Here is a 25,835-nt window from a genome sequence, read left to right on the forward strand (position 1 = left end):
CGTTTCATATTTTATGAGCAGTCGGCGACGTGATATCACGAAGACAATTGTCGATAATTTCGGTCTGATTCTCGTTTGTCTGCTGGTCGTCGGACTGCTTGGCGGGTACATGACGTACACGACCCACGTCGCCCCGGAAACCGAGACAGTTACTCGGCAACTCTCCTCGTGGCAGTCCAGCGGCTCGTACACGCACAACGCGACAGTCCGCAATGGAACGTCGGCATTCGCCGAGGGAACTGTCCTCCGAGACCGGTCAGTGTACGTGACCCACGTCGCTCCCGTACTGACCGGTTCGTTCAGCTATACGTACGGAGTCAGCAACGACAGCGACCTCGCCGCAGAGACGACAGTAGTTGTGCAGTACCGGTCTGTCGAGTCGGCCGGTTCGTCCGACGAAGTCGTCTACTGGCAGGTTGAGCGCGAACTCGCCCAAGAACGAGACGAGACACTCACGCCAGACGAACGCCTCTCGGTTCCTTTCTCGCTGAACGTCAGCGACGCGACTGAAACCGTTCGTCGTATCGACCGTGAACACGGTGGGACGCCCGGACAACTCGACGTGATGGTTGTCACACGGGTCGAGCTATCGGGGACTCGGAACGGACAGGAAGTGGACACGGCTCGAACGTACCGCCTCCCGGTCGTTCCGAGACAGAATAGCTACCGCGTCGAAGACCCCGGACGAATCAACCACGGTGACGAGAGAACCGCAGACGTGACGGTCACGCCCGACTATGGCCTCCTCCGGCAGGTCGGGAGTCCAGTGCTATTCTTGCTTGGCGTGGTCGCCGCGGGCGGCCTCGTCGTTGCGCGGTCGACCGGTCGACTCTCGCTCAGTGACCGCGAAGAAGAGTGGATGGCCTATCAGTCAGCCCGCGAGGAGTTCGACGACTGGATTACTGTCGGAAAAATCAAACCCGTCGGAGAGACTGTCTGGTCTGTCGAAGTCGATTCCCTCGAAGGGCTGGTCGACGTCGCCATCGACACGGACAACCGCGTCATCGAGCAGCGAGAGGGCGACGAATTTGTCGTATTTACCGGCGACCGACTGTTCCGGTATCAAAAGCCACCGAAGCCAGAGACCGACGGGGAATTCCTTTGGAACAACAACGACGAAGCGCAGGTCGACGACTCGGTCGACTCCTGACGGCTCTTTCGGCCCAAACAACTCCTGACGGGCAACTCGGCCAAGCCGACGCGACGAGTCGCTCGGCCTAACTACTCTGATTCGAGTGGGTCGCCATCCACACCGTGACTGGTAAGCTGAAGGTTCGGCAGGCGTCTGTAGCCCGACGTGCTGCCGGCGATGACCGAAAAGCCGAGTGTGCCAACGAGTTGTGGGACACCGGTGATGCCAGCACTCGCGAGGGCGAACGAGACCAGTACCGAGAGGACGACGACAACCGCCCCTACTGCGGCCTCGCGTAGAAGAACGTCTCTCAGTCGGCGGCGTCGCACAGACTGTTGTGTCTTGAAGACGGGCAGCACGTCCCGAAGTCGCGTCTGGACGAGGTAGTTCGACAGCACGGCAGCGAACCCACCGAGTGGGAACCACCATACCCACGAGACACCGAAGACGGGACTGAGTCCAGGGATGAACCCACTCAGTTCGGTGGACTGTTCAGTCCCGTCTGTCGGCCTCGACGACTGCCCGTCGTCGGTGGTATCGCCATCGTCCGACTCGGGAGCACTGGTGACGGTGTCATCGCTCGTGTTCTCATCGCCTGACTGTTCGGGAGTGGTGGTGGCAGTCGTAAGGGTACCCTGGGTCCCTGAGTCGTTCGTCGCATCGTCACCAATCGTTCCGCTATCGACACCGTCAGCACCATCGTTGTCGCTTCCGCCGGTGCTACCGCCAGCACCACCCGTGCCACCTCCGGCAGAACCTCCATCGTCACCGCCACCATCTCCACCATCGCCGCCACCACCAGCTCCGCCATCGCCGCCACCACCAGCTCCGCCATCGCCGCCACCACCAGCTCCGCCATCGCCACCGTCCGAACCGCCGCCCGAGCCGCCGCTACCACCCGAGCCACCGGACCCTCCGCCAGAGTTGGACCCCGATTCAGGAACGGTGGCTTCGACGGTGATTTCGCCGGTGAAATCGCGGTCCTCGGGGATGACAGTGACGCCGAACAACACAGACTCGTCTGGACGAAGCTGTATGGGTTCGCCCTCGACGCGCTGGCCGGTGTCCATCCGATGAATCGTTATCCGCTCGCTATCGGTCCTGAGTCGGACGGTCGTACTGTCGTTGCTGTTCTCGTAGCCAGCGAATCCGACGACAAAGAGGTCGTTCACTTGCGTGTGACTGTTTGGAAGGACCGGAGAGAGATGGAGTCGGATGCGTCCAGCGTCGTCGTACTCGACGTACTGGTTGCCGTTCTCGGTGTCTGCCGCGGTGAGATACACCCCAGAGTCGGACGCTGGTGCAATCTCGTCGCCACCCGTGAAGGCACCTGTCGCTAAGACGGTGCCGCTGAGAACTGCGGCGAGAGCGACGAGGGCGACGAGGGTACGGTTCATACTTGCGGGGACCTATAGGTGGCTCGTCCGTCAGTTGTTCGTCGCTTCCACGACGAACGTCACCGATCCGATATCGTCGAGGCTGCTTCCATCGACGTTGTCGTCCAGGAGGTCGACGACAATGTCGACTTCGACGACGTCAGCGTTCTGCCCATTGTTTCCGTCGGGACCAAGTTCGATTGCGTTCCCGGACGTCCCGTCGCCGACGATAGACGCGTCGTCGACACGAAAGTCGAGAACGTCGCCATTACTCGGGTCGTCACCGACGCCATCAGTGCTACCATCGACGTACAAATTAACCGTGTTACTGCCGTTGTTGTCGATTTCGAGAGCGTCAGTGAACGTCGTCTTCGCGCGCTCGTTGAGGTTCGTCTCTTCGAACTTGATCACGTCGACGGACTCGCTCGTATCTGTCCCGATAATCGTCCCCGCACCAACGCCACTTCCCTTGTCGAAACTTACCTGTGCCGACCCGCTGTCACTGGAAACATTGAGATCGACGTTGCGGTCTGCCTCGATAGAAGTGAACGCACCGGAGCCGAAGACGGCACCCGTTCCAACGCTTGCGGCACCGATACTGAGTAAGAGACTTCTGCGATTCATCTTACTTGAACTCTCTCGTACATGGGCTTATTACTGAACAGCATTAGCCCCCTTAATCAGTGGTTTAACCCAGCTAACGCCAGTCATTAGTAAGTCGTCACTTTGTGAAGGGACGGGTATGAAGATGAACCGCAGAAGTGTCCTCGGACTCATCGGGACGATTGGTATCGGAACTGGTGCGGCATTCGGCTCTGGCGCATTTAGCACAGTCGAGGCGACACGCGAAGTCGAAGTCAACGTGGTCGGCGTCGACGACGACGGGAACGAAGACGGCTCGCAGATTGCAGACCGGTTCACGGACGTGTTGGTTGACGCGTCTTCCGACGAAGTCGCGCTGCGCAGCGCTGACGGAACGCTCGTCACAGACCCCACGACGCTGTTCCCCACGGCGAGCGATACGCTCGATGCGAACGGAAACGCTGACATCGACGAGAACTACGTGAGTCTCATCGCCAACGACGTGACTGTCGTCTTCGGATACGAAGACGGGAGTACCGACGAGCGTCTGATGCCGAACAGCACGTACACCTACCCCACTGGCTTCTTCACGCTGGTGAACAACGACGATGGCAGTGGACAGGCCTTCTCTGTCGAACTCGAATCTGGCGACACGTTCCTCACCGAGATTGGCGGAAGCAACCCCTACAGCGAAGACGTCGCCGCCGATACGACGTCCGAACTGAGTGCCAAACTCGAAACTGGCGACACCGGGACCGAGAGTGAAACGCTGACCATCACGATCAACGAAGCCTAATCGGTCTTCACGGCGGATATGGGTATTCGCTTGGGTTGTCTGTCGGCGTTCGTCTCGCGACTCTGCTGACGGTCAGTTGGAGAGTTGGGTGGCGTTTTCCTTCGCCACGTTGGAAGATACTATCGGTATTGATGATTGGTTGCCATTGACAATATCAAAATGCAGAACGTAACGAGAACACGTATTACTGTCAATACTGAAGATACGCGTATGGTGCAGTTGGAGCAGAGAGGCTCTGGTGAGAGACCTGTCTCGCGCGACGAGGTCTACGGTCTCTTAAGTAACCACCGCCGTCGATACGCCCTCCACGCGATCAAACAAGGAGATGGACCAACTGAACTCTCGAACCTCGCTGAACAAGTCGCAGCATGGGAAAACGGAAAGTCCGTCCGCGAAGTCACGTCTACCGAACGACATCGCGTGTACACCTCGATGCAGCAGACACACCTTCCGGCGTTGGAACGTGCAGGTGTCATCACTCACGATAACGGGACCATCACACTGACCGAACAGGCGACAGATTTGGACGTCTATCTGGATGTCGTACCAGGCAACTCGATTCCGTGGGCCGAATACTATCTTGGGCTCTCGGCAGTAGCGATTAGCCTCGTCGCTGCCGTCTGGGTTGGCGTGTTCCCCGCCTGGATTCCACAACTGGTGTGGGCCGCGGTTATTTCGCTTCTCTTCATGGGCTCTGCGGCGTATCACGTCTACCAGAATCGGCGTATGCAGTTGGGAGAGACCGACAAACCACCAGAACTTATGCAATGACGAATAGTTCCCCAAGGCCCATAGAATGACGAATACACTCCCAGAAATCCAAGAATGACGAAAAAGTGGACTCGGCGGGGCGCACTCGCGTTACTCGCCTCCGGCGCGGGAATGCTCGCTGTCGATACCGCCGGGTTCACGACGATTAACGCCGACCGAGCAAGCACCCTTAGAACAGAGGCTGATTCGAACGCCCTCCTTGGTGTTGGTGACACGCATGTAGAGGGCAGTGACGGCAACAGCGTGACACTCACCACGCTGACGAATCGATTCGACGAGCCACTCACGTGGTTCCACGTCGACGTGCCACTCGGCGCGCCGATACGCGATGTCGAGACACCGAGGCAACTTGCGCCCGGTGAACAGGGCGACATCGAAGCCACGCTGTCGTGTTCCCAAGAGACGACGTCTGTCGAACTCACTATCTCTGCAGGTGGCAACGATCAAGAAGTCGAACTTACACGAGACTTCACCATCGTGTGCGACGACCCCCAAGTCGCCAGGTGGACGTTCAGCGAGCCCAAGAATACCACGTACCTCGACGACGAATGGGGTTCCCACACTGCGCAACGAAGTCGCTCTACGTGGCCGCAGACGTGGCCGAGAAACGCCTTGCCCAAAGATAGGACGTTGCGCTTCAACGGCAATCACGATGTCGTGACGGTCCAAGACGACGACGAGTTAGACCTGACGTCTGACTTCACACTCTCTATTTGGGTGCGATACTGGGAGAGATCAAGTCACGACCTGGCGAGGTTGTTTAGCAAGTGGAATTCGGTCGGCGACGAAAGCTACCAGTTCTTCATCGCCGAGCGACCGTTTAGTAACAGAGACCACGAAATCGTGATCGAGACGACAGAGCGATACGAACTCACTGGCATTTCAGTTCAGGAGGGCCACTGGCAGCTTCTGACTTGGACACACAGTGACGAAGGAGACCACGTGTACGTCAACGAAGTTGGCTACGACGTCCCGAGTGTCCCCGATGCACAACCATCTGGGCAACCACTCCGTATCGGAAACGGTCTCGACCACGGAGGGAACCTCGACTATGGCTTTACTGGGCTGTTAGATGACGCCCGTATCTACAGTCGAGCACTGACCGCGGAAGAAGTTCGGAATCTCTACCGTCACGGAAACATCGACGGGTGACATCCACCTCGTCGTAGACAGCGAGCCCGCAATTTACAATGTGCTCATTTGAACAAGCGCTTTAGCCGACGCGTGAGCGGAATATCGCGGCTCGTATCTCGAAGACGCTTCGAGCCGAACCCGAACACTGCACCGACCATCGCAGAGACACTCAAGAGTATGAGTACGTTGAATGCAGCGATAGCCACAACCGGATGAATTGAGTGCAATTGTTCGATGATACTCGGCGGGAGTATCAAGAAGTATCGACGCTCGGTAATCGTGACGACGGTTTGCTTGCGCGGCGGTGGTGCGGTCACGAAGAGCGTCGCTGTCGCCGATTTATCACGTGGAACGACGAGCCTGTTTTGGCTCATCTCCGCGTCTGGATGGGTCGTCTCGAGGAAGATAAGCATCGTCACGAGCCCGCCGTTCTTCGCGGTGAACCCGTTTTCGACCTGGTCACCGGGCTGGATATCGTCTGACAGTTCGTCTCCATCGACAGCAACTTGATGCGTCCCGCTCGGTGCCAACATTGCGGCGTTCGCCGGGACGAGCACCAAGAATGCTAACCCGAGCGCGACCCACCGACCGTCGATGGCGTCGCTGTCAGTTCGTGACCGCTTTCGGTCTCGGCTCTTCTGTTGTCCATCGCGTAAATCGTCGATAAATATGAAGAGGAACAGGACGAGTCCGACGGAGATGAACAAGCCGCTGAGCCCCTGTGAGCCGAACGGTGAATCGACACCGAGTGCAGTCGTCAACGCCGTTTGTGCACCAGACACGGTGTTTCGAACCGTCGCGATGGCAGTCCCCAGCCCCGGGATTCGAATTACGTTGCCGTTTATCTGGAGGGCTGTCGCGACGATTCTGTCTTCTGTGACCACCGGTTCGTCGCTGCTTTGGTCCCGAAACGGGTTGTTGTCACCTTTCGTGATATAGCCCCGCTCTGTCTCTTCGACGACTCTGTGTGTCGTCAGCCCACCCCCTTGCAGTTCGATGGCGTCGAAGACGATGACATCTCCCGGTTCGATTTCACCAGAGAACGGTTCAGGGATAGCGACAAAGGCATCTCCCGTGTGCAGCGTCGGCGACATGCTCCCAGAGGTGACGTACCCCAGAAGGACAGGTTGGCCGAGGAGTTGACCCACCACGAGTGAGATGACCACAATCGTGGCTACGACGGTGAAAAAATCCTCTGCGAACTGCCGCAACATAGCTTCTCTTCTTAGTTGTAGGGTTTCAAACTAGCGGAGGTGGAAGCAACATGCGACACTCTGCTACGAGAGTTGGTGTTCCGCAAACTCGGTGACTGACTCGATAGCGTCTGTGAGTTGGTTCTCGGCTTCGTATTCTTCCGAATGCTCGATTTCCCACCCATTCCCAGGTGAGCGTGTGACGTAGAGAACTTCGCTCTGGGTTGCTAAAATTATATCATCGACGTGTGGCGGCTCGAACCCCGTGGAATCAGTGGATTTGATTGCTACTGGGAGCGCTCTGCAGATGCCATCCTCAGACTCGAACTGACCGACCGCATCAGGAGAAAGCGGAACGTCCGGGAGCAGGTCCAAAGCAGGGATATCAAACGACATAGATTAATTTTCTAATTCAACATACATCAATCTGACTACAAAGTGGCACGACGTCGGCGGCGTGAACCGGAGTGGGATGTTGGACTTCCGGAATCGACGAGCGTGAGACCGCTGATTAAACATCGCATCTTCCGCCCCATCGACCACGCGCATAACGCGCGGGTCGATGGGCCTCGATACCGTCAAAGATCAATGTGTGAGACCGTCTTCTCGTCGATCAAGCGCACGCACGGCGACGCCGTGCGTGCGCGAACGTGGTACCGAGAATTTCGTGAACTCGTCTTGAAATGTGTCGTTCATAACATCAAGCGTGCCGCAACCTAGCCAAATCAACCGCCGCATGGCGATTCACCAGAGCCCAATTTTATGACAAGGTGTTTTTTGGAATCATTATCTGGTTATGTATTAAAATGAAGAAATTTGATTGACTGGGTTTATTATTGAATAACGTAGTCCTGTCCCATGTTTATTATATCACCTATCTCATCGATTCCATTATCAATTATTTTTCTATTTCCTTAATAACATCTTGTCCCACTTCGACAGCATAGTCAGCGCCATCATTAGCAGCATCCTCAAGATCATTAGCCATCTCTTTTGCGGCTTCTTCTGCTTCCTCGGGTACATCAATACTCTCACACATGACTTTGAGTCCTACTGGATACTTCACATCTGCAAAACGCGCATCAGTCACGTATACCCCGACATATTGTGCATCACAGGGAGTGTTCTCTCGAATTGCGTCGTTAACTGCGCATCCTAAAGTGGGCCCGGCACAAACTCCTGCCACAATGGCCCCAAGTCGAGGATCGGCCTTAACGGCCCCGATACTGATAGCTGCGCAACTGAGCACCTCTGCATTATAGTCTATCCCGTGTTCGTCTAACCAATCATTTAACTGATGGTCCGGATCCTCAAAGGCATCACAAAGATTATCAATCGGAATCCTGCCAACGTAATTTAGAGCCATTGTTACTTGTCCCCTCCAACAACTGGGACTGTATATGTGGATGCATTTCCGTCATCAGCAGTCGCGAAAGCGCGTGCTGAACCTCCGTGTGCTGAACCCGTCATTTCGTGAACTGTGACCGGCTCTCCCTCATGCTGAGTGATCCCACGGACAGAGACTATATCGTCCTGCTTCTGAGCATATAGTATCGCGGCATGACCTTGGTTATCTGTAGTCTCCCCCGTGTAGGAGAAGCCCAATCTGAGGGCGGACCACTGCTCTCCAGTATCTTTATTCGTTATTTTTGCTGTGACAGTATGGTCTTCTGTTTCCGCTTTGAACCCGCTACTCTCTATTCGTCGTTGCGCGACGTTCGACACGCCCATCGGTGACTGCGACGGCGTCTTTCTCTTCCAGTCGTCGCACAATCTCCTGGACGGCCGCTGCAGGCCAGTCGAGTTCCTGTTGCAGGGCAGCCACCGACTTCGGGTCGTCAAGCGCGTGCAGCACTTCGAGCTCCTCGTAGACGCGCTCGGTGAGCTCCGCAACGGGATCGTGCAACGGTGTCGTCACGTTGTGTTGCTCGGTGAGATCGGTCAACGCGTCGTTGACGTACGTCACGAACAGTTCTTGCTCCAAGAGTTCGACCTGCGTCTCGAGTTCTGCTTCGACGGCGTCAAAATTGAGGCCAGTCTGCAGCACCGAAAACAGATCCTCGATGTCGTCCACCCGACCGGCGACCGCTTTGAACAGGAAGATGGCTTCTGGACGCACGAGCTCGACCACGAGATTCTCCGGATCGAGATACCGTTCGCTCCTGCAGACTCGCTTCGCTCGTCTTCCGTACTCCCGCTCGTTTCACTCGCGGCAACTCCGCTCACGAATGCCGGGAGACAGAATCAGTTTGCCAATCACCTACTGGTTGAAAACGTCGATGCGACATCCATCATCGTTCTCGAGGATGCGCTGGGCACCAAGTTCTTCGTACGCTTCGTCCGGTTCCCGGACGCTATCGTATCCCAGTTCGAGGAGTACCACTTGGAGCTGACCCAGGTCGTCCCCGGAGGAGACGATGAGGTCGATATCTTTGGTCGTCTCTTTGAGTCCGCGAAACGCCATCGACCCCCCGCCAATCAAGAAGACGGTGAGTGGGGTGTCCAGCTGCTAGCCAATGCGCTCGAGTTCCGACCGGATGTATGAACGATCAAATCGCGCCCTCATGGCGTCACCTCGTACTCCTCAGCCAGTTCCTGAAAGTCCTCCCACTCGGGGAGTCGCGACGTTCGCTGGGCACCGCTGGTGTCGAGATATGTCCAAAGCTCGTCGACGACATCGTCGACGCCGTACGTGACGGCTTGGGATCGGAGTTCGTCGCGGTTGATATCGACGTGACTGAGCAAGAGTAGACAGTATGACTGCGTTCGTGCGCCCGAATCGATCACGAGCATGTGGCAGCACAATGTCTCCGGCGAGAGCTCACTCGTCGTCTCCGAATAGAGGTAGTACCGACGGTCACGTGCCAACAGCGGGAGGCCATATCGCTGGAATTGGTCGGGGCCTGTCGGAATAAAGTGTTCGTCGGTGATTTCAGTCGGCGTCTGCACAAGGAACTCGTCAAGCGATTCCCACAGAATGGTGTAGGTGGCGGTCTGTGCTTCGACCGTCTGGCGGTGGACGTGATGGGCAAGCTCACGAGCGAATATACTCAGCTGTTCGAAGCCGTCATTCAGTGCGTACGCCCCGTCGTCGGGTTGGTAGACGAGTCCGCGATGTTGAAGCGGGGCAAGCGCACGGTGGGCGGTACTTCTGTGGACGTCGGCGTGGCGTGCGAGCTCTGTCGCGGTCCGTGGGGTATCGAGATAGTAGCACACACGGAGGGCCGCCCCTGACAACAGCTCCGGCCAGTCGATGTGTGCATACTGCTGTGTGAGGTTCGCGAGTAACTCGAGTGCCTTCGCGTCCGACAGTCGAATCTGCTTTGTTTTCCCCTGTCGGCGTGTCTCGACGAGGCCAGCCGTTTCGAGCCGTTCGACGAGTTCTGAGGTGTAGCTGAGACTCCGCTCGAGATTCGTTGCGAGTTCAGAGACCGTCTGCTCACCGCGAAGGGCAGTGAGGGCACGAATCTCGCCTTCTGTGAGCATACTATTGCATACTAGCGAACCAATATATAAATCATTTCGGTGTTTTGCAACGCAGAGCTGATTCCGTTGAGATGGAGATACTCCAACCCAATGAAGCAAACATACCAAACAACTATCTTCCAACAGTCCCAACACTAGTCTATGTCGAGCGGAACCATCGATATCGACGAGTTCGAAAACGCCGACGCCGACGAATTCGAGGACCGGAATGACACCGAGCGGATCGTGCTGTTCCTCGACGACCACGACGACCGTGCGTGGAAGGCAGCGACGATCGCCGAGCGACTCGGGTTGGACACGGACGCTGTTAGTGCAATCCTGTCGCGATTGAAGGAGCGCGGTCTCGTGCGGCACAAGCGCCCGTACTGGGCGATCACAGACGACGAGGAACGACTCCAGTCAGCCTACCGGCTCCACCGACACCACGAGAGTGCAGCCGAACAATACGGCGAAGAGCGTCTCGAGGATCTCCGGACCGACCAGATGGAAGACGTACAGTGACTGCGTTCGAGGACCTGGAACGCGGCGACATCGTCTGGGGAACAGACCCGCTCTCGGAGAAAGGTCGCCCACTGCTCATTATCGGGGCCCCTCGATTCCCGACTCACGGCGTGCAACTCATCACTGTCCTGATCTCCACGAAGACGTACCACGAGGAGTCACTCACACTCCAAGACGACGACTACGAGGGCGACCCACTCGGTAAACGAAGTCACGTCCTCCCGTGGTCGATCGTGACTCTCAACAGTGCTGCGGACGTCGAGCATTACCTGACCTCGCTCGTCGACGAACGAACCAATGATGTGGCGAGCCAGTTGATCAACTACATCTCCTCCTAAAGGGACTTGCCTGCTGCCAATAGCGCGACCGAGAGCACAGATGCCGCTCCCACTCGGAAAAAGAAATCTTCTCCCTTCACGGCGTATTTGTGCGACACTCGAATCGCTCCACTATCTTCAACAGACGGGCGCTCTTCGGGAAGATCATGGACTGCCCCGCGTGCGGGTCCTCGGTTACACTCGAAGTCGGGGCGGACCACCCGCCTTCGGCGTCACTCACCGACGCCCTCCTTGCAGCGGATGAAGACGAGTGTATCGAGGTCTCACGGAATTGTTGGAACTGTGGGTGGCACGAGGTGCGCCAGGTTTGCGTTGCCTCGATCGAGACGACCGAGGGAGACGAGACCGCTATCGAACGAGCCGCACTCCTCGACGAGATCACCGACGAACTCGCAGCGATCGAATGTCTGGCCACGCTCGAAGACGCCCTAGCCGAGGTTCGTCGGCAGCGACGACTGGAGCCATCGACGGCAGATACTGACGCGGATACCCCAGAGTGAGTACCGATGACCGATTCCGAGACTCTCTACGACGTTCGTGAACGTACCGAGAATCCAGAACACGCGTCAATAGACGACGTGGTGGAACTTGTGTTCGAGCGCGCCCAGCATCCCCGGACAGATCACCAGGACGGGCATCTCAACGAGCTAATGGCGAGTGCCGTCGACAGGTACGGGACCAGCCCCGTCCGTACCGTCATTCATCGTGTTCTCGTCGACGGTACGCCTTTCCGGACCGCCACCTATAACCTCGAAATGTCCAACATCGACGGCGTTCGTATCGGGACGACCGCTGGCCAGTTTCTCAACGAACTGAACTCACAGGGCGATTGAGACCTATCCTGATACCGCCCCTCAGAAGGTCCCCAGAGAGATCCTACAACAAGTAGGGAACATACGGACCGAAGGCAATGAGGAGCCCACTCAGCACGTGGGGCCACTCATTCGACAGCTTCCAATTCTCGATCAACAAGTGCAGATACCACATGCCGACCACGAGCAGGAGTCCAGCGGTCTGGACCACGACGAACGGAAAGGGTTCGATTAGCCGAGGGATGACGACGTCGACCAAGAGGCCGGCGCCGACACCAACTCCGAGGATGATCATAAGCGCGCGTTCCTTGCTCTGGAGCGTTTGGCGGCTTCGAAACGAGATCTCGCTCGTACTGTAAGCGAAATGTGCGATCATCCCCGCGCCAATCCCTTTCAACGCCATTACCAGCAGCTGTCGTAGCTGTGTGAACCCGTCAAGGGACGCCAGGAGCTGATTCAGAGCACGAATATCGACAAGAGCGATGAGGACGACGGTGCAGCCGATTCCGAGCGGCCAGACGTGTTCGGGATCGATGTATTCACTGTCAGCAGCCCGCGACATAATCGAATCATAGAGGCCAGACATTCGGGTGCCGATAGTGAGGACGCGATTTTGACATCCTCCCCGCGCTAAAGCGCGAGGATCCCTCCGTTGGGGGTTCGGCTACCGACCCACGGAGGCAACTTGCGGGTTCGTGCGCACTTCTTTGGGACTTTCGTGAGGGTGTGGTTTCCCCGACCAGTCGTGGTCGTCCCACTCGAATCGCACGGGCCGTGCCATCGGCCTGACTTCACAATCGCTGTTTTCTCGAAGGAATGTCTCTGACGCTGTGAGGTCGGCGTGCCCTTCGAAACCGCATGGGCACGTCAGCGTATCCCCGTGGCGAACTGTCTCCTCGTGGTCGCCACATTCGGGACACGTCTGACTCGTCCACGCTTCCGACTCGGCTTCAAGAGAAATGACGTACTCCTCACAGACACACGCGAGACGGTGGATGAACTTCTTGAACGCCCAGAAGTTGTGCGTCTTCTCGTTCACCCTGACTGACCAATGCGTTTCCAGCACGTCGGTCAGGTCGCCCACGTACACCGTCGCCACGCCCTCGTCGTACAGCCGTTCAACGAGGTCGCGCACCAGCGCGTTCTGTGCGTGGTCACGGCGCTTCGTTCGCTGTCGGTACAGCCGTCGAATTCGCTTGGAACTGTAGCGTCCCTCTCGGAGTCGTCCGGAAGACTCCGTCTTCCGTGATTCCGAGAGACTGCGTCTCTCGGGCAATTTCGACTGTAGACGGGCGATTTCGTCTGTCGTCTCGCGGAACCGTCCGAACAACTTCCGACCGTCGTAGAGGTACTGGTCCCCAGTAGTCGTGGAACAGGCGACGAGGTTGTTCGCGCCAACGTCGAGGGCGGCTTCTTCCGAAGCCAGTGGTGAATCCAGTCGAGAAGCAGGTACGTCATCAGAAGCCAGAGGCTTCTGATTGGCCCACGAGAACCGCGTTGCGGTTCTCGGGATGGTGACTGGTTGAAAAGCCCTGAATGTGTCGCTCACCTCGTCGTACTCAAGTTCCAGACGACCTGTTTGCCGTCCCACTTCGGGTTGCCTCGGACTTCGAGGCGGAGTCGTTCGTGGTAGCCGAGTCCGTATTCGTCTTTCAGTTCTTGCCCGACAGGGATTTCGAGACGGCTACGCTTTCCCCACTCAATCGTGTACTAGTTGTTTCGGATGTAGGTACGGAGTTCGCGTCCGTCTTCCTCGTTGCCCCAGTACGAGGTGGGTTGGCGTACTCATCTTTCTCTTTGAGGGCGAAGAACGACCGCCACGCTTCCGAGTTTTTGCGCGTGACCTGTTGGACTGTCGCACTTCCGACGACGCCGTTGTAGCGCCCTCGGTACTCGGAGGTGTCCCACACGTCGCCGTCACCGAAGTAGTTCTGACGGCGTTCGTAGGTCAGTTCGTTCCACAGGGAGGCGGAGGCGTCGAGTAGCCGTAGGAGGCACTCTTTGTCGTTCTCGGTCTGTGGAACCATCTCGAAGGTGTTGACGCGCTTCATGTGTCGTCACCTTCCTGTTCCGCGATATAGCGTTCGACAGCGCCCTTTGAGGCACTCCCCGCCGTACCGACGTAGTACGAACGAGTCCACTTCACGCGGTCGTCGTAGCGGTTGTTGTATTTCCGCGCCGAGATGCCCTTGACCCAGTTGACGATGAGTGACGGGGCGTTTTTGGGTGGACTCCCGATGAACAGGTGTACGTAGTCGGGCATGACCTCGGACTCGGCCAGTTCGAGGCCCTTGTCCTCACAGATTTCCGCGAAGATGGTTTCGAGTGGAGGAGATTACGACGTCGAAGTATCAGTCAAGGACGCGACTTCGAACTCACTGTGTACGGAAACACAGGAGTGGAACGATGCGGAGAAGTCTCTCTACAGTATCCTGAACGCACAAATGTATTTGCAGTTCAGATAGGCTAACGCAGCTCTGTCGAGAGGTTCGTGCACATACACATCAATTTTCAAATAATCCTTCCCCCTGAAGCGTACTCAGGAGAGCGAGGACACCGACCAGAAGCGCACCGAGTGCGACTACCGACTCACCTCCCGTAACAGAGAGAAACACAGCGTACCCGACACTGCATCCAGCCGCCAACACGACACTGCTACTGATTGTATGAACCAATTCGATTCGGCGTGTCGAGGTATCGCCGCCAACTTCTCTGGCGATACTGAATCCGTTTTGGCCGACGTTCCACGAGAGGAGTAGCAAGAAGGAGGCGGCAAGGAGAAATGACGGTGCCATCCCAACAGCACCGGCGAACAGGATTGCACCGACGAGCAGAACGGTCCCCGTCGAATACACGTTCACAGAGCCGCGAACGAGGCCAGCACCGAGAATCAAAACGCCGAGTGTGCCCGCCGCGACAGTGTAGACAGACACTGCAGTGACGATGGCCGTTCCGATAGCTGTCACGAGTGCGATGGAACTACTCAGAAGTGGTGGCATCTCCTCGGGACGCGTAGGTAGATTACTATTCACGAGAAATCACCCCAGAAAACGGCTCTGATGGGTCCCAGTCCGTAACGTTGAGGCCTGCATTTCGGAGTTCTTTGAGACGGAGTTGTCTCCTGAGAGATGCGTATCCGACCCCACACGTCCGCGTCGAAGCGGTCGAAACCGTCGGGTCAGGACTGAGAACCGATACTGTGTAGCCGTAGGCGTCGAGGCGTCGGACAGCCTCCCTCGCCTCGTCGTCACAAAGAGGCGAAATGAAGAGTATCTGCGTCTCCAGCGACGCTCGCTGGTTGATTTCACGAAGCGCGGCGATGGCGTCGAATTCACCGTCCGGTGTGTCCCACGAAAACGCAGACTCTCTGAGCAACAGCTCCCGAAGTTGACGGCGATGGACGTCACCGGTGCCCGGGGACAACCAGCAAGGCTGCGGGGACAGTGCTGTGATTCCAACAGGCGTACTGTCCGCCAGTAACTGAGAGGCAATGGAGTACGCAGCTGTCACACTCTGACGAACGACTGGTTCAGTGCAGTCGGTCGCCGATTCCAGGTACGCTTCCGCACGGGCGTCGACGACGAGGAGAGTCGTTTCGAGGTGCGGCTCTCGGAAGTCGACCGTCGTAAACTCGCCCGTCTTTGCTTTCCGATTCCAATCAATTCGCGAGAGAGGGTCACCGTGCCGGTACTCACGTACCGAATGAAATTCGACGCCAGCGCCTTTGGTCCGCGACTGTGCTTGGCCTGGGAGAACTGTCGTCTTCTGCTGGAGACCATTGCCAGACACGGGGTGTTCCCGGATTTGGCACGTAATCGTCGTCTCTGACGACTGTTGAAGGCGTTCTCGCTTTCTGACGCCAGCGACATCACGCGTGACGACAAGCGCCGGGTCGTACGTGTGGGCGCCGGCGACAGCTTCGACGGAGTACGAAAACGTCGCCTCCTTCCCTGGCCGAAGTGCGGTCGTAAAGGTAGGCGAGCCTTCAGAGACGATGAGTCCCGTGGGGACACCGTCGACGACACGGATATCAGCGAGCGTCTCGTCACCAGTGTTCAGAACCGAGACGGTTATCTCGATTTCTTGCCCAGGGTCAGGAGCTGCCTCGCTCACAGTTCGTGTGACCGAGACCGTCTGTGTCGGAAGTGAGACGGCACGAGCATACCCATAAACGGTGATACCAAACACCGTCAGGAGGAAGAGCGCTGGTCGCAGCGTGACAATACCGAGTCCAGCAGCACCGAGTGCTGCCGCCGCGACGCCACGTGTCCGTCCTGTACTCACTTCACGGGCCTCTGCGCCTTCACGGCCGTCCCAGAACGAACGTGTCGTCACGGTTAGGTCGTCGTCAAGCGACGTTTGGGCTGCAGCAGACACTTCCGGTGAAACGTCGTTCCCATCGAATCGACTCGCGAGCTCGGAGACGGCATGCCGTGCCCGTCGAGCAAACACTGGTTCGCTGCGACAGAGAGAGCGCACTCGGTGCCAAGGCGAGAGTGACGGAACAACGTCGTCAGCGAAAAACGCCGCCGCCTGTGGGTTTTCAGTCCACGTTCCGTCGTCCAACCGTGTCTCGACATCTGTTCGGGACCACTGTTCCGTTCGAGAGAGGACAGTCCTCGCTGCCTGCCGGAGTTCAGCCCGGAGTTCGAGTCGTTCTTTCGGGTCTTCCTCGCGGCGGTCCGTCCATTCGATACCCCCCAAGCGCCGAGCAAACGCTACGCCGGGATGTTCGTACCCGGGCCGGTGCTTCGGAGTGGGGAATTCAGTCGAGCGCGTCTGTTGTTCGTCGTGACGGGCCTTCGAAGAGGAAATCTCGCCAGCGACATAGCGTGCTGCAAGAAGCAACGAGAGCATGCCGACGAGTGCAATCGGTGCTGTTCGTGCGACGCCAGAAAGGGAGACGAGACTCGCCACCGATGGCAGGGCGACGAGACAGAGACCAGTCAGACTCGACACGAGACCGACGACCAGAACGATGCGGTTGGTGCTGCTCATGGCTCAGACAAGTGAGGTGCTTCTGAAACAGATTCTTCTGAGACAGGTGCTTCCAAGTCGGTCGATGCTGTTCGACCACGCTGAATCGACTCAAGAGCGTCCTGTGCACGCTGTTCACGCTCGCTTGTCGGCGGTTGACCGCCGTATCGAACCGCACAGAACAGGTCAGTTATCGAGTGGACTGCTGACTCTGGAAATCCGGATTCGAGTGCGTCCTGCTCGAGTTCCGTGGGCGTCCGTTGCGGGTCGGGTGCTGAATCGAGCAGCGAGACCATGGTGTACCACGAGTGATAGACACCGTTTGTCGGTGATACATCCCGGACGTGAGTCTCCGGCGAGTGCGTCGTCTCTGCGGTTTCAGACAGTGTCTCGGTGCGAGTGGCATCGATTTCAGTTTGGGAATCGTCGCTCGTGAGTCGCCAGAGTACGAGAGCCGAGCCGATGACGAACAGCACGACGCCTATACCGAGCCGAGAGAGTGTACTCTCGGAATTGCCACCGCTGTCGAGTCCGTTCGTCAGGTCTACGTCGGGGAACGCGACGTGTTCGACAGGCTGTCCGTCAGGTTCGTCTGGTTTTGGACTCCCCTCGTCACTGCCTGGACGCGGGGACGTTGGAGCGTCGCCGGAATCAGTCGGTGCAGTCGGCTGTGCAGACTCAAGCGTCCCTGCGGCGACACCGAGGACTGCGAGAGCAAACACTGTCACGAGGAGGGCAATAGCGCGGGACCGGTTCATCTATGAGCAGACTCTATCGACTAGTCAATTCATCGAAATATAAGAGTTCCACACATCAGTCCTACCCCGTCGGAAGATAAGAATGACTATAAATTGTCAGTTAAGAGTGTCAACGAGCAAGGGACAGTGAGTGACCAGCAAGTAGTTGACGACGAAGCCGACGCGCCACTAATCGATATCTTCGAGATGGCCATCGTATTCACCATACCCGTTCTCGTCGGGATGGGTATCGCACTCACGGACCCCACACTCGACGTGGCATCGGGTGCTATAGGTGCGTCTGGCGTCGGTTGGTTACTCGTTCGGGTTCGAAGACAGTTCAATGCCGTCCGAACGAGTGACGGAATCGTCCGTCGACGACGTCCAGCACGGTCCGAGGCGTTAGAGCGCCTCGCGAAGTGGGAGTACGACCCGAAGTACGACCGTCTTTTGGCACTCGTATTGGCTGTCGTCGGTATCGGGGCGTTCGCTATAATTCCGTTTGGCGAGTGGTCCGACGAGAATATGCTGAGTCTAGTAGTCGTCAGTCACCTCGGGTTGGTGGGTGCACTAGTAGTGTATGGTGCCGCCCAGCGGTGACTCTACGCTCAGTCAGCGATAATGCCAACACTCCTCGCGAGTCGCCAGGGTGCAAAAAATCGGGAAGAGTTGAATCGGGTTACTCGAAGAGTTCGACGGCCTGCTCGTAGCGGGCGGCAGGTTCGTCCCAGTCGACGACCTCGAAGAACGCGGAGACGAAGTCGCCGCGTGCCGGGCCGTAGTCGTGGTAGTAGGAGTGTTCCCAGACGTCGAGCGCCAGAATCGCGTGCGAGCCCCAGAGTGCGCCCTGGTCGTGCTTGTCGACGACGACGTTCCGAAGCTGGTTCGAGAACGAGTCGTACACCAGCAGTGCCCAGCCGCCAGCNGTGCGAGCCCCAGAGTGCGCCCTGGTCGTGCTTGTCGACGACGACGTTCCGAAGCTGGTTCGAGAACGAGTCGTACACCAGCAGTGCCCAGCCGCCAGCGGCACCGGCTGCGGCTTCGAATTCACCCTTCCAGGCTTCGTAGGAGCCGAAGTCCTCCGCGATGCGGTCGGCGAGTGCGCCCTCAGGCTCGTCGCCACCCTCCGGGGACATGTTCTGCCAGAAGAGGTCGTGGAGAATGTGTCCACAGCCGTTGTGGGTGACGTTACGGAGTGCGCCGGCGGACGAGCCGAACTCGCCAGCCTCGCGGTTCGCTTCGAGCGTCTCTTCGGCGGCGTTCCAGCCGTTGACGTAGCCCTGGTGGTGGGTGTCGTGATGCCACGTCAGCACCTGCTCGGAAATGTGTGGTTCAAGCGCGTCGTACTCGTACGGAAGCGGGTCGAGTTCGTANGGTGGGTGTCGTGATGCCACGTCAGCACCTGCTCGGAAATGTGTGGTTCAAGCGCGTCGTACTCGTACGGAAGCGGGTCGAGTTCGTAGTTCGTCATTGTAAATCCCAACTTGGACGTGGGTTCGTAACCACATGTAGTTTCCCTGAATCCGTTTTACGTAGAAATACTGATAATTTTGGCCGAGCGCGAACCAGCCAGTAAAAATTGGTGGTACAACCCAGTCATAATGTTTTTCGGGAATCGAGGAGACCGGTACGTATGACAGGAACGAACCCACGCACGACCAAGGGTGAAGAAGAGATAGCGACTGTTCGGGTGGCACTATGACGGCACCGACGTTCGACGCATACGCAGCAGAGAATCCAGACGCACGATTCACAGAGTGGTTACGAGCGCGGGCAGAACCCGAGTGGACGAACGCAGTCGAACACCAGTTCGTCGAAGAACTCGGTGCCGGGACGCTCGACGAGGATGCCTTCAGCAGGTACCTCGTTCAAGACTACGCGTTCGTCGAGACACTGACCGGACTCGTGGGCCACACCGTCGGCCACGCGCCAACGATGCACGCCAAAGGTCAGTTGGCCGATTTCCTGGGGACGCTGACGGCCGACGAGAACGATTACTTCCAACGCTCGTTCGAGGCGCTGTCGATTCCGACAGAGGAGTACGAGAACCCCCAGCGTGAGCCTGTGACCATGGCGTTCGAAGACCTTCTGACGCGTGCCGCCACCGAAGGAGGGTACGCAGAAGCGCTCTCGGTACTCCTCCCGGCAGAGTGGGTGTATCTGTCGTGGGGACAGAACGTGGCTGACACCAACCCCGACCCATTCTACTATCGAGAGTGGATAGACCTCCACGCAATCTCAGAGTTCGAGGCGTTCGTCGAGTGGATGCGACGCGAACTTGACCGATACGGACCGGAGTTGAGTGACCGCCGACAGTCGCTCGTGGAGCGTCACTTCCGCCGGGTCGTCGACCTCGAAGTGAGCTTCTTCGACCTCGCGTACGAGTTGGAGTAGTTGTGTGCTGAACCCAGGCGGTTCGTCCAGCGTGAGCCACCAAACCACACCCCAGCATTTGACTCGTGACATTCGCCGCGCTCGTTGGCTGGATAACCGAGCGGAGAAAGTGATTCAACAAATAATTACCAAGTGATACCACCAAGTAGAAACATTATTGCGTGAGTGGAGGAGAGTCCGAGAGCATGAGCGAAGAAACACAGTACACCGTTTGGGCCGCGACTCGTGGCCACCTAAGCGAATACCTCTCTGGGATGGGTCCATCGTGGATTGCCGGCGCAATCGCCGCCGGTCCCGCGACAATGGCGAGTCTCATCACCGCGGGTGCAACGTTCGGCTACGACCTTCTCTGGGTCGTCATCCTCTCTGCAGTTCTCGGTGCGGGAGCACAGTACCTCTCGATGCGACTCGGCCTCCTCACCGAGTCTGGAATCGTCTCTATCGTCGAAAAGACACTCGGCGACCGGTGGGCGTGGATTCTCGTCGCCGACGTCGTCCTCGCTGCCGGTCTGGCCCAGCTAGTTATCATGAAAACGGTCGCGAGCGTCTCAGAGACTGTCACCGGAATCGACGCTCGAATCTGGGGAGTCACGTGGGCGGTTATCCTCGCCGCTGGACTCGCTGGACGCGGATACCGAGTCGTCGAACTCGGTGCAAAAGTACTCGTGAGTGGCGTCGTCGTCGCGTTCCTCGCGTCGACGTTCGTCGTTCCCATTGACTCTGGTGCGGCCACAAGTGGACTCGTCCCGACGATTCCAGGCGGCGTCGACGGTGCACTCGTCGCTGCCGGTATTCTCGGTGGCGCTGTTCACGTTACGCTCGTGACGATGCAGTTCTACACCATGCGGGCGCGTGAGTGGACTCGAGAGAACTACGGTCTCGCTACCTTCGACATCGGCGCGTCGATGCTCGTCGCCTTCGGTGTCTACAGTCTCGCAATCTTCCTCGTTGCCGCCGGCGTGCTGCACAACCCCGACGTCCAAGCGAGTGGGTTGACCGCAATCGACGCAGCACAGGCTCTCGGACCGCTCGTCGGAACGAACGCGAAGTGGCTGTTCCTCGTTGGGCTCTGGGGTGCGGCCGTCTCGACACTCGGTGGAAATACCGTCGTTCCGCCCTACCTCGTTGCCGACAAACTCGACTGGGAGACCGACGTCTCTGATTCACGGTACCGTGGTCTGCTCGCCGTCGTTGCGCTGCTTAGTGCGGGTGGTGCATTCATCGGTGGCGCGTTCTTCCCGCTTCTCATTCTCGTGCTGGCGTTCGGACTCGTCGGCACGCCGTTCGCGCTCGTTCTCGTTCTGTATCTCCTGAACAAGTCGGAAGTGGTGCCGGTGAAGAATTCCCGGATTGCCAATGGTGCCGGACTCGTGCTCGTCGCTATCACGTCAGTTCTTGCAGGGTCGTTCGTTCGAGAACAGGCTGCAAGCGGGATTGGAGACCCAATCACGTTGTTCGTTGTCTTCTTTGCCGGTGGGCTTGGGATAGCCAGTCTCGTACTCGGAGTCAAGTTCGTTCGGGAGGAACTCATTTAGTCGGCGACCTTCTCGAACCACGGTGAGTTAGGTAGCCATCGAAAGCAACAGAACACTAGCTAACACACCACACTAAATATTCTAAACTAGAACGTTGTATTAATTTAAATTATATTATATATCTTGTTGTGACGCGATTTGTTACCTAGTTAACTAGATTGTCGGTGTTTGGCACACACACCACCCTCGCGTTTGTAACAGCTACGAGAGACCCTAGAGATTTTCGGCACACACACCACCCTCGCGTTTGTAATTTCACGGTGATATCTGCCTTCTTCACACCGTTTCGTTCGACACCAACCCTCCTTTTCGCGTTACATTCGCGATGGTGGTGTGTCTGAACCGTCCTCACGATGTGTCTGAACGACGCCAATCTTCACGAATTTACATTCGCGAGGGTAGTCCCTCACGTCACACTTACATTCGCGATGGTGGTCCGCCCCCACAACATCATTCGTTACACTCGCGAGGGTACCCTCCCCGGTTACAAACGCGAGGCTGGTGTCTGACACTTACTTGCGCGGAACCACTAAAAATGTAGACCCAATTGAATCGGGCAATACAACGTTTCGTGATGCTGTATTAGGTGAATTTACAAACGCGAAGCCACCCCCTCAAGTTTATTATGGTGGGTCTGAATATCGAAGCTACATGACTACGGACGAGGCTGAGGGCGGTGACCGAGACCCCCTCTTCCGATACGATCAACCTGTCTTCGCGAATGAAGATATTCTCAAGATATCGCACCTTCCAGGACCGGATAAAATTGTTGGCCGTGACGAGCATATGGCAAAGGTCGCTCAGGCACTTAACCCAGCAATCTTCGGTCGTGAACCGACACATCTCTTTATTTTCGGAAAAACTGGCTCGGGAAAGACGCTCACTGCCCGACTCGTAAGCGAGCGGTTACAGAACGAGGCTGCTCGCGAATCGGTCGAGGTCAACACTGCAGTCATCGACTGTGGTGAGCAGAACACCGAGGCATCTGTAATCAAAACGCTTGCCTCACAGATCAACGACCCCAACAAGAGTGGAATGACGATTCCTGAGCGTGGTCTCTCAACTGGTGATTACTACAACCGTCTGTGGCAAGTCCTCGACACGTGCTCGGACGTTACAATCGTCATTCTCGACGAAATCGACATGTTACGTGACGACGAGGTGCTTCGAAAACTCTCGCGCGCGGGCGAGAATCAAAAGATTGTGGACTCCCGTCTCGGCATTGTCGGTATCTCGAACAAGATCGACTACCCCGAGGAACTCACAGAACGCGTCAAGTCGAGTTTCTCCCACGACGAACTTGTCTTTCCGTCGTACGACGCGAACCAACTCCGTGAAATCCTCGAAAACCGGCGCGATGCGTTCAAACCTGGTGTATTGACGGACGACGTGATTCCACTCGCGAGCGCACTCGCCGCACAGGAACACGGCGATGCTCGCAAGGCCATCGATATCCTCCGTAATGCGGGCCGAATCGCACGAAAGGAAGGGTCTGAACAAGTCACCGACGAACACGTCCGTGCTGCGAAAGAAAAGAGTGAGGCAGACCGGTTCAGCGAACTCATCGAGGGAACAGCCACGCAGTCAAAGGCGGTGCTGTACTCACTCGTCCTTCGGACAGGCGGGCGAAAGACGGCCGAAATCACTACGAACAAAATCTATCGCCAGTATCTCGAAGTCGCTGACGAACTCGACTTAGACCAACTCTCGGAGCGACGCGTCCAAGAACTGCTTCAGGAACTCGACTTCCTGAACGTGATTCAATCGGAAGTCCGAGGTCGCGGGCGAGGACAGGGCGTACACGGGACCCACCGATTACTCGAAGACCCCGATATCGTAAAGCGGGTGTTACTTCGAGACAGTCGGATTTCGACGCTAGAATAGCGGTCTCGTCCGGCCGAAAAACAAACTACTCGTTGAGGTCGAGTTCGAATTGTTCGTTTTCGGTGACCACGTTGAGCGTGACGCTCGTGTTCGACTCTCGAATATCCACGTCTTGGAGCAGCGCCTTGATTTGCGTGTTCATGTCGTCGGTATCTCGGAATTTCCCGACGGCGGTCACGTCGTGGTCGCCGGTCGTCTCGTAAACGGAGATAATCTGACGTTGGGATTCGAGTAACTCACTCACTTCGGTAAGTGAACGACCCTCGACTTTCAATTGGAGAATCCCCGTCACGTCGTAGCCGAGCGCGTCGTAGTTGACACGCGGCGTGTACCCTTCGATGACTCCCTCTTCTTCGAGGTCTCGAAGGTGATTCGAGACTGTTGTCACCGAGACATCGAGCTCCTCTGCGAGATTCCGAAGACTCGTCCGACCATCGTCGAGAAGCGCATTCACAAGCTTTGGGTCGAGGTTCTCGTACGTCATTATCATACATTCCGAACGGTACTCATTTGAAATTTGTGAATGTAAAATTACCGTATTGTTGAACGGGTACTGTCTGGTTAGTGACCTCCTCAGCAGGTGTTCGTCCGTCGAGCGATTGATGGGGTCGTTGGATGTTATAGTATTGCACAAATTCTGTGTAATACCTGCGGACGCTATCATGACTTCCCACCCATGAATTATCGAAGTGACTAATTCGAATTTTGAGGGTATGGAACCACTTTTGGACAAGGTTTCGCTCGATGTAGTCAAACCAACTGTTCAATTATAACCGTAAGATGGAAGTCTGATAGCCGAAGACATCAACGAGAAACACAGCGTCTGAGAGACCGTGATCCTCCGAGAATTGATGGAGAAACGCAGCAGCCAGATTAGTCTCTTGCCGTTCAAATAATTCGACGTCAAGAATCAGATTTATTTTAGATTGTATTGTATCATATAGACAAGACTACTTGCCGATAATGTTAACAATCGCCCACATCGACCGGAACCCCCCTTCGGCTTCGTCTCAGGCGGGGGTGTAATTAATATGGGATAGTTGATGTAACTACTTCCAAACAGCTTGTTAGGGACGTTGGAGGCGTTGCAGACGGAGAATTTATTCTGTCTCCCTAAGCAAATATCTGGTCGTGTGGAACTGGGTAGTGAACATTCTGACGGGCGTCCTCAGAACGCGAAGCGTTCTGGTAGGCTGAGAGCAAAGCTCTCGTGACCTCGTTGCTTAAACTGGCTTAACTAAACAGCTCCGAACCAAGAGATTTATATGGAATCAGAAACGCTCTTGACTTTATGATGGCAAAAAAGCGACAGTATTTGGAGGTTGTCCATCGATGAGTCCGAAATTACTGGACGGAGGTGGGTCTCCGGTCGCACCTTGGTTCCTCGCTGCAGTCATCGTGCTCTCCACCGCCGCAGCTCCGTTGTTTGCGGCCCCGGCAGCAGCAAACGGGGCACACATCGGAATCACGGACGTACAGGTCTCACCGGACGAGCCAGCACCGGGTCAGCAAACTGAACTCTCCGTCTCGATACGAAACGGACAACAAAGTCCCAGTGTCGTCGATATCACGGACATTTACGTTCGACGACCGGGGAACTCAGACGATATCGCCCGAGTTGAGGACGTCGGGACTATTCCTATCGGTGAGAACATTTCCGTCCCGTTGCCGGTTACGTTCGACAAATCGGGTGTAAAAGACCTTCGAGTCGTTTTCGCTGGACGGCTCAAAGATGGCTCACACGTCCGAGTTCGGTACCCACTGACAGTCGATGTCCGTGAACCGACCCGTCCGCAGGTAGAGCTATCCGTCGAAGAGGCAGTCCCCGGTGCGACGCGGTCTGTCAACGTCACGGTTGCGAACGGTATCGACAGAGACATTCGCCAACTGAAAGTCGTCTCGTCCTCCGCTGACGTCAACTTCACTGTCAACGAGCGAGTGAAGGCCAAACTGGCAGCAGGGAAAGCGGTCACGTTCGACTTCCCCGCTCGTGTCTCTGAGACCGGGCAGCACCCGGTGAATCTAACTCTCCACTACGTGGACAGAGGGGTTCACCACGAAATCTCGCGAACGTACCAACCGCGATTTACGTCCCCGACGAACCCCGGAAAAATCGTCTTGACCGACGTTCGAGCGACGCAGACCGGTGGTACGCTGGAGGTGTCTGCGACCGCTGGTAACGTCGGG

The 25,835-nt window shown here is 56.9% G+C and carries 25 protein-coding genes and 6 pseudogenes; 14 read left to right on the forward strand and 17 right to left on the reverse strand.

The features are described from left to right. Positions 1–13: 13 nt before the first annotated feature. A complete protein-coding gene (locus C453_RS19165; RefSeq protein WP_008327216.1) occupies positions 14–1,150 on the forward strand; it encodes a DUF5305 domain-containing protein in 1,137 nt (378 codons plus the stop codon). A gap of 71 nt (positions 1,151–1,221) precedes the next feature. Here C453_RS19165 and C453_RS19170 read toward each other — a convergent pair whose 3' ends face one another. After that, complete coding sequence (locus C453_RS19170; RefSeq protein WP_008327217.1) at positions 1,222–2,529, reverse strand: hypothetical protein; 1,308 nt, start codon at positions 2,527–2,529, stop codon at positions 1,222–1,224. 30 nt (positions 2,530–2,559) lie between these two features. After that, on the reverse strand, positions 2,560–3,132 hold the full coding sequence (locus C453_RS19175) for a hypothetical protein (RefSeq protein WP_008327218.1): 573 nt from the start codon (positions 3,130–3,132) through the stop codon (positions 2,560–2,562). A gap of 124 nt (positions 3,133–3,256) precedes the next feature. Here C453_RS19175 and C453_RS19180 point away from each other — a divergent pair, with 124 nt between their 5' ends. The 3 genes from C453_RS19180 to C453_RS19190 all read left to right on the forward strand — a co-directional run bounded on the left by C453_RS19180 (position 3,257) and on the right by C453_RS19190 (position 5,809). Further along, on the forward strand, positions 3,257–3,886 hold the full coding sequence (locus C453_RS19180; RefSeq protein ID WP_241430799.1) for a hypothetical protein: 630 nt from the start codon (positions 3,257–3,259) through the stop codon (positions 3,884–3,886). A gap of 210 nt (positions 3,887–4,096) precedes the next feature. After that, positions 4,097–4,657 carry a DUF7344 domain-containing protein gene (locus C453_RS19185; RefSeq protein ID WP_008327220.1) on the forward strand — a complete coding sequence of 187 codons (561 nt, stop codon included), beginning with the start codon at positions 4,097–4,099 and terminating at the stop codon, positions 4,655–4,657. Positions 4,658–4,711: 54 nt separating this feature from the next. Next, positions 4,712–5,809 carry a LamG domain-containing protein gene (locus C453_RS19190; protein WP_008327221.1) on the forward strand — a complete coding sequence of 366 codons (1,098 nt, stop codon included), beginning with the start codon at positions 4,712–4,714 and terminating at the stop codon, positions 5,807–5,809. Positions 5,810–5,853: 44 nt separating this feature from the next. On the opposite strand, the gene C453_RS19195 is transcribed toward C453_RS19190, so the two are convergent. Both C453_RS19195 and C453_RS19200 read right to left on the reverse strand, forming a co-directional pair. Next, positions 5,854–7,005, reverse strand: a complete 1,152-nt coding sequence (locus tag C453_RS19195; RefSeq protein WP_008327222.1) for a signal peptidase I — start codon at positions 7,003–7,005, stop codon at positions 5,854–5,856. A 63-nt stretch (positions 7,006–7,068) separates the two neighbouring features. Further along, complete coding sequence (locus C453_RS19200) at positions 7,069–7,380, reverse strand: hypothetical protein (protein ID WP_008327223.1); 312 nt, start codon at positions 7,378–7,380, stop codon at positions 7,069–7,071. 102 nt (positions 7,381–7,482) lie between these two features. On the opposite strand from C453_RS19200, the pseudogene C453_RS19700 reads away from it, so the two are divergent. Further along, positions 7,483–7,704 (forward strand): annotated as a pseudogene (locus tag C453_RS19700) (transposase); the annotation flags it as partial. 178 nt (positions 7,705–7,882) lie between these two features. Here C453_RS19700 and C453_RS20080 read toward each other — a convergent pair. The 3 genes and pseudogenes from C453_RS20080 to C453_RS19215 form a co-directional block, all read right to left on the reverse strand. After that, positions 7,883–8,350, reverse strand: coding sequence for a hypothetical protein (locus tag C453_RS20080; RefSeq protein ID WP_152418108.1), 468 nt, complete (start codon positions 8,348–8,350; stop codon positions 7,883–7,885). Positions 8,351–8,674: 324 nt separating this feature from the next. Further along, positions 8,675–9,490: pseudogene (locus C453_RS21040) on the reverse strand (hypothetical protein). A gap of 56 nt (positions 9,491–9,546) precedes the next feature. Next, on the reverse strand, positions 9,547–10,470 hold the full coding sequence (locus C453_RS19215) for a winged helix-turn-helix domain-containing protein (RefSeq protein ID WP_008327224.1): 924 nt from the start codon (positions 10,468–10,470) through the stop codon (positions 9,547–9,549). A gap of 141 nt (positions 10,471–10,611) precedes the next feature. Here C453_RS19215 and C453_RS19220 point away from each other — a divergent pair, with 141 nt between their 5' ends. The 4 genes from C453_RS19220 to C453_RS19235 all read left to right on the forward strand — a co-directional run bounded on the left by C453_RS19220 (position 10,612) and on the right by C453_RS19235 (position 12,142). Continuing rightward, entirely contained in the window at positions 10,612–10,971 is a 360-nt protein-coding gene (locus C453_RS19220; RefSeq protein WP_008327225.1) for a MarR family transcriptional regulator, read from the forward strand. Then, positions 10,968–11,309 carry a type II toxin-antitoxin system PemK/MazF family toxin gene (locus C453_RS19225; RefSeq protein WP_008327226.1) on the forward strand — a complete coding sequence of 114 codons (342 nt, stop codon included), beginning with the start codon at positions 10,968–10,970 and terminating at the stop codon, positions 11,307–11,309. Before C453_RS19220 ends, C453_RS19225 begins: the two co-directional genes overlap by 4 nt. Before the next feature lie 146 nt (positions 11,310–11,455). Then, positions 11,456–11,809, forward strand: coding sequence for a hypothetical protein (locus tag C453_RS19230; RefSeq protein ID WP_008327227.1), 354 nt, complete (start codon positions 11,456–11,458; stop codon positions 11,807–11,809). 6 nt (positions 11,810–11,815) lie between these two features. Next, on the forward strand, positions 11,816–12,142 hold the full coding sequence (locus C453_RS19235) for a hypothetical protein (RefSeq protein WP_008327228.1): 327 nt from the start codon (positions 11,816–11,818) through the stop codon (positions 12,140–12,142). A gap of 43 nt (positions 12,143–12,185) precedes the next feature. On the opposite strand, the gene C453_RS20755 is transcribed toward C453_RS19235, so the two are convergent. The 6 genes and pseudogenes from C453_RS20755 to C453_RS19265 all read right to left on the reverse strand — a co-directional run bounded on the left by C453_RS20755 (position 12,186) and on the right by C453_RS19265 (position 17,856). Continuing rightward, complete coding sequence (locus C453_RS20755; protein WP_008327229.1) at positions 12,186–12,707, reverse strand: hypothetical protein; 522 nt, start codon at positions 12,705–12,707, stop codon at positions 12,186–12,188. A 78-nt stretch (positions 12,708–12,785) separates the two neighbouring features. Then, positions 12,786–14,172: pseudogene (locus tag C453_RS19245) on the reverse strand (RNA-guided endonuclease InsQ/TnpB family protein). Next, positions 14,169–14,447 (reverse strand): annotated as a pseudogene (tnpA, locus tag C453_RS19250) (IS200/IS605 family transposase); the annotation flags it as partial. The pseudogenes tnpA and C453_RS19245, both read right to left, overlap by 4 nt. A 178-nt stretch (positions 14,448–14,625) precedes the next feature. Next, positions 14,626–15,120, reverse strand: a complete 495-nt coding sequence (locus C453_RS19255) for a DUF7519 family protein (RefSeq protein WP_008327232.1) — start codon at positions 15,118–15,120, stop codon at positions 14,626–14,628. A 25-nt stretch (positions 15,121–15,145) separates the two neighbouring features. After that, complete coding sequence (locus C453_RS19260) at positions 15,146–17,119, reverse strand: DUF58 domain-containing protein (RefSeq protein ID WP_008327233.1); 1,974 nt, start codon at positions 17,117–17,119, stop codon at positions 15,146–15,148. After that, the gene (locus tag C453_RS19265; protein WP_008327234.1) at positions 17,116–17,856 is read right to left on the reverse strand and encodes a DUF4129 domain-containing protein; all 741 of its coding nucleotides are present in this window, start codon (positions 17,854–17,856) and stop codon (positions 17,116–17,118) included. The genes C453_RS19260 and C453_RS19265 overlap by 4 nt, the downstream gene beginning before the upstream one ends. A gap of 126 nt (positions 17,857–17,982) precedes the next feature. Between C453_RS19265 and C453_RS19270 the strand changes: the two genes are divergently transcribed. After that, on the forward strand, positions 17,983–18,435 hold the full coding sequence (locus C453_RS19270; protein ID WP_008327235.1) for a hypothetical protein: 453 nt from the start codon (positions 17,983–17,985) through the stop codon (positions 18,433–18,435). Between the two features lie 79 nt (positions 18,436–18,514). On the opposite strand, the pseudogene sod reads toward C453_RS19270, so the two are convergent. Both sod and C453_RS21050 read right to left on the reverse strand, forming a co-directional pair. Further along, positions 18,515–19,160 (reverse strand): annotated as a pseudogene (sod, locus tag C453_RS21045) (superoxide dismutase [Mn]). After that, positions 19,142–19,306, reverse strand: coding sequence for a hypothetical protein (locus tag C453_RS21050; RefSeq protein ID WP_083881639.1), 165 nt, complete (start codon positions 19,304–19,306; stop codon positions 19,142–19,144). The pseudogene sod and the gene C453_RS21050 overlap by 19 nt, the downstream one beginning before the upstream one ends. A 227-nt stretch (positions 19,307–19,533) precedes the next feature. Here C453_RS21050 and C453_RS19280 point away from each other — a divergent pair, with 227 nt between their 5' ends. The 3 genes from C453_RS19280 to C453_RS19290 all read left to right on the forward strand — a co-directional run bounded on the left by C453_RS19280 (position 19,534) and on the right by C453_RS19290 (position 23,648). After that, on the forward strand, positions 19,534–20,229 hold the full coding sequence (locus C453_RS19280; RefSeq protein ID WP_008327238.1) for a TenA family protein: 696 nt from the start codon (positions 19,534–19,536) through the stop codon (positions 20,227–20,229). Positions 20,230–20,414: 185 nt separating this feature from the next. Beyond that, a complete protein-coding gene (locus C453_RS19285; RefSeq protein WP_008327239.1) occupies positions 20,415–21,764 on the forward strand; it encodes an NRAMP family divalent metal transporter in 1,350 nt (449 codons plus the stop codon). A 651-nt stretch (positions 21,765–22,415) separates the two neighbouring features. Further along, on the forward strand, positions 22,416–23,648 hold the full coding sequence (locus tag C453_RS19290; protein WP_049907942.1) for a Cdc6/Cdc18 family protein: 1,233 nt from the start codon (positions 22,416–22,418) through the stop codon (positions 23,646–23,648). 25 nt (positions 23,649–23,673) lie between these two features. On the opposite strand, the gene lrp is transcribed toward C453_RS19290, so the two are convergent. Together lrp and C453_RS21055 are read right to left on the reverse strand one after the other, a co-directional pair. Continuing rightward, entirely contained in the window at positions 23,674–24,132 is a 459-nt protein-coding gene (lrp, locus tag C453_RS19295; protein ID WP_008327242.1) for an HTH-type transcriptional regulator Lrp, read from the reverse strand. 22 nt (positions 24,133–24,154) lie between these two features. Continuing rightward, positions 24,155–24,598, reverse strand: a pseudogene (locus C453_RS21055) (integrase core domain-containing protein); the annotation flags it as partial. Positions 24,599–24,980: 382 nt separating this feature from the next. On the opposite strand from C453_RS21055, the gene C453_RS19300 reads away from it, so the two are divergent. Continuing rightward, positions 24,981–25,835, forward strand: an 855-nt coding sequence (locus C453_RS19300; protein WP_008327244.1) for a COG1361 family protein, incomplete at its 3' end; no start/stop codon positions are given.

It is taken from the genome of Haloferax elongans ATCC BAA-1513 (genome assembly GCF_000336755.1).
Taxonomy (GTDB): Archaea; Halobacteriota; Halobacteria; order Halobacteriales; family Haloferacaceae; genus Haloferax; species Haloferax elongans.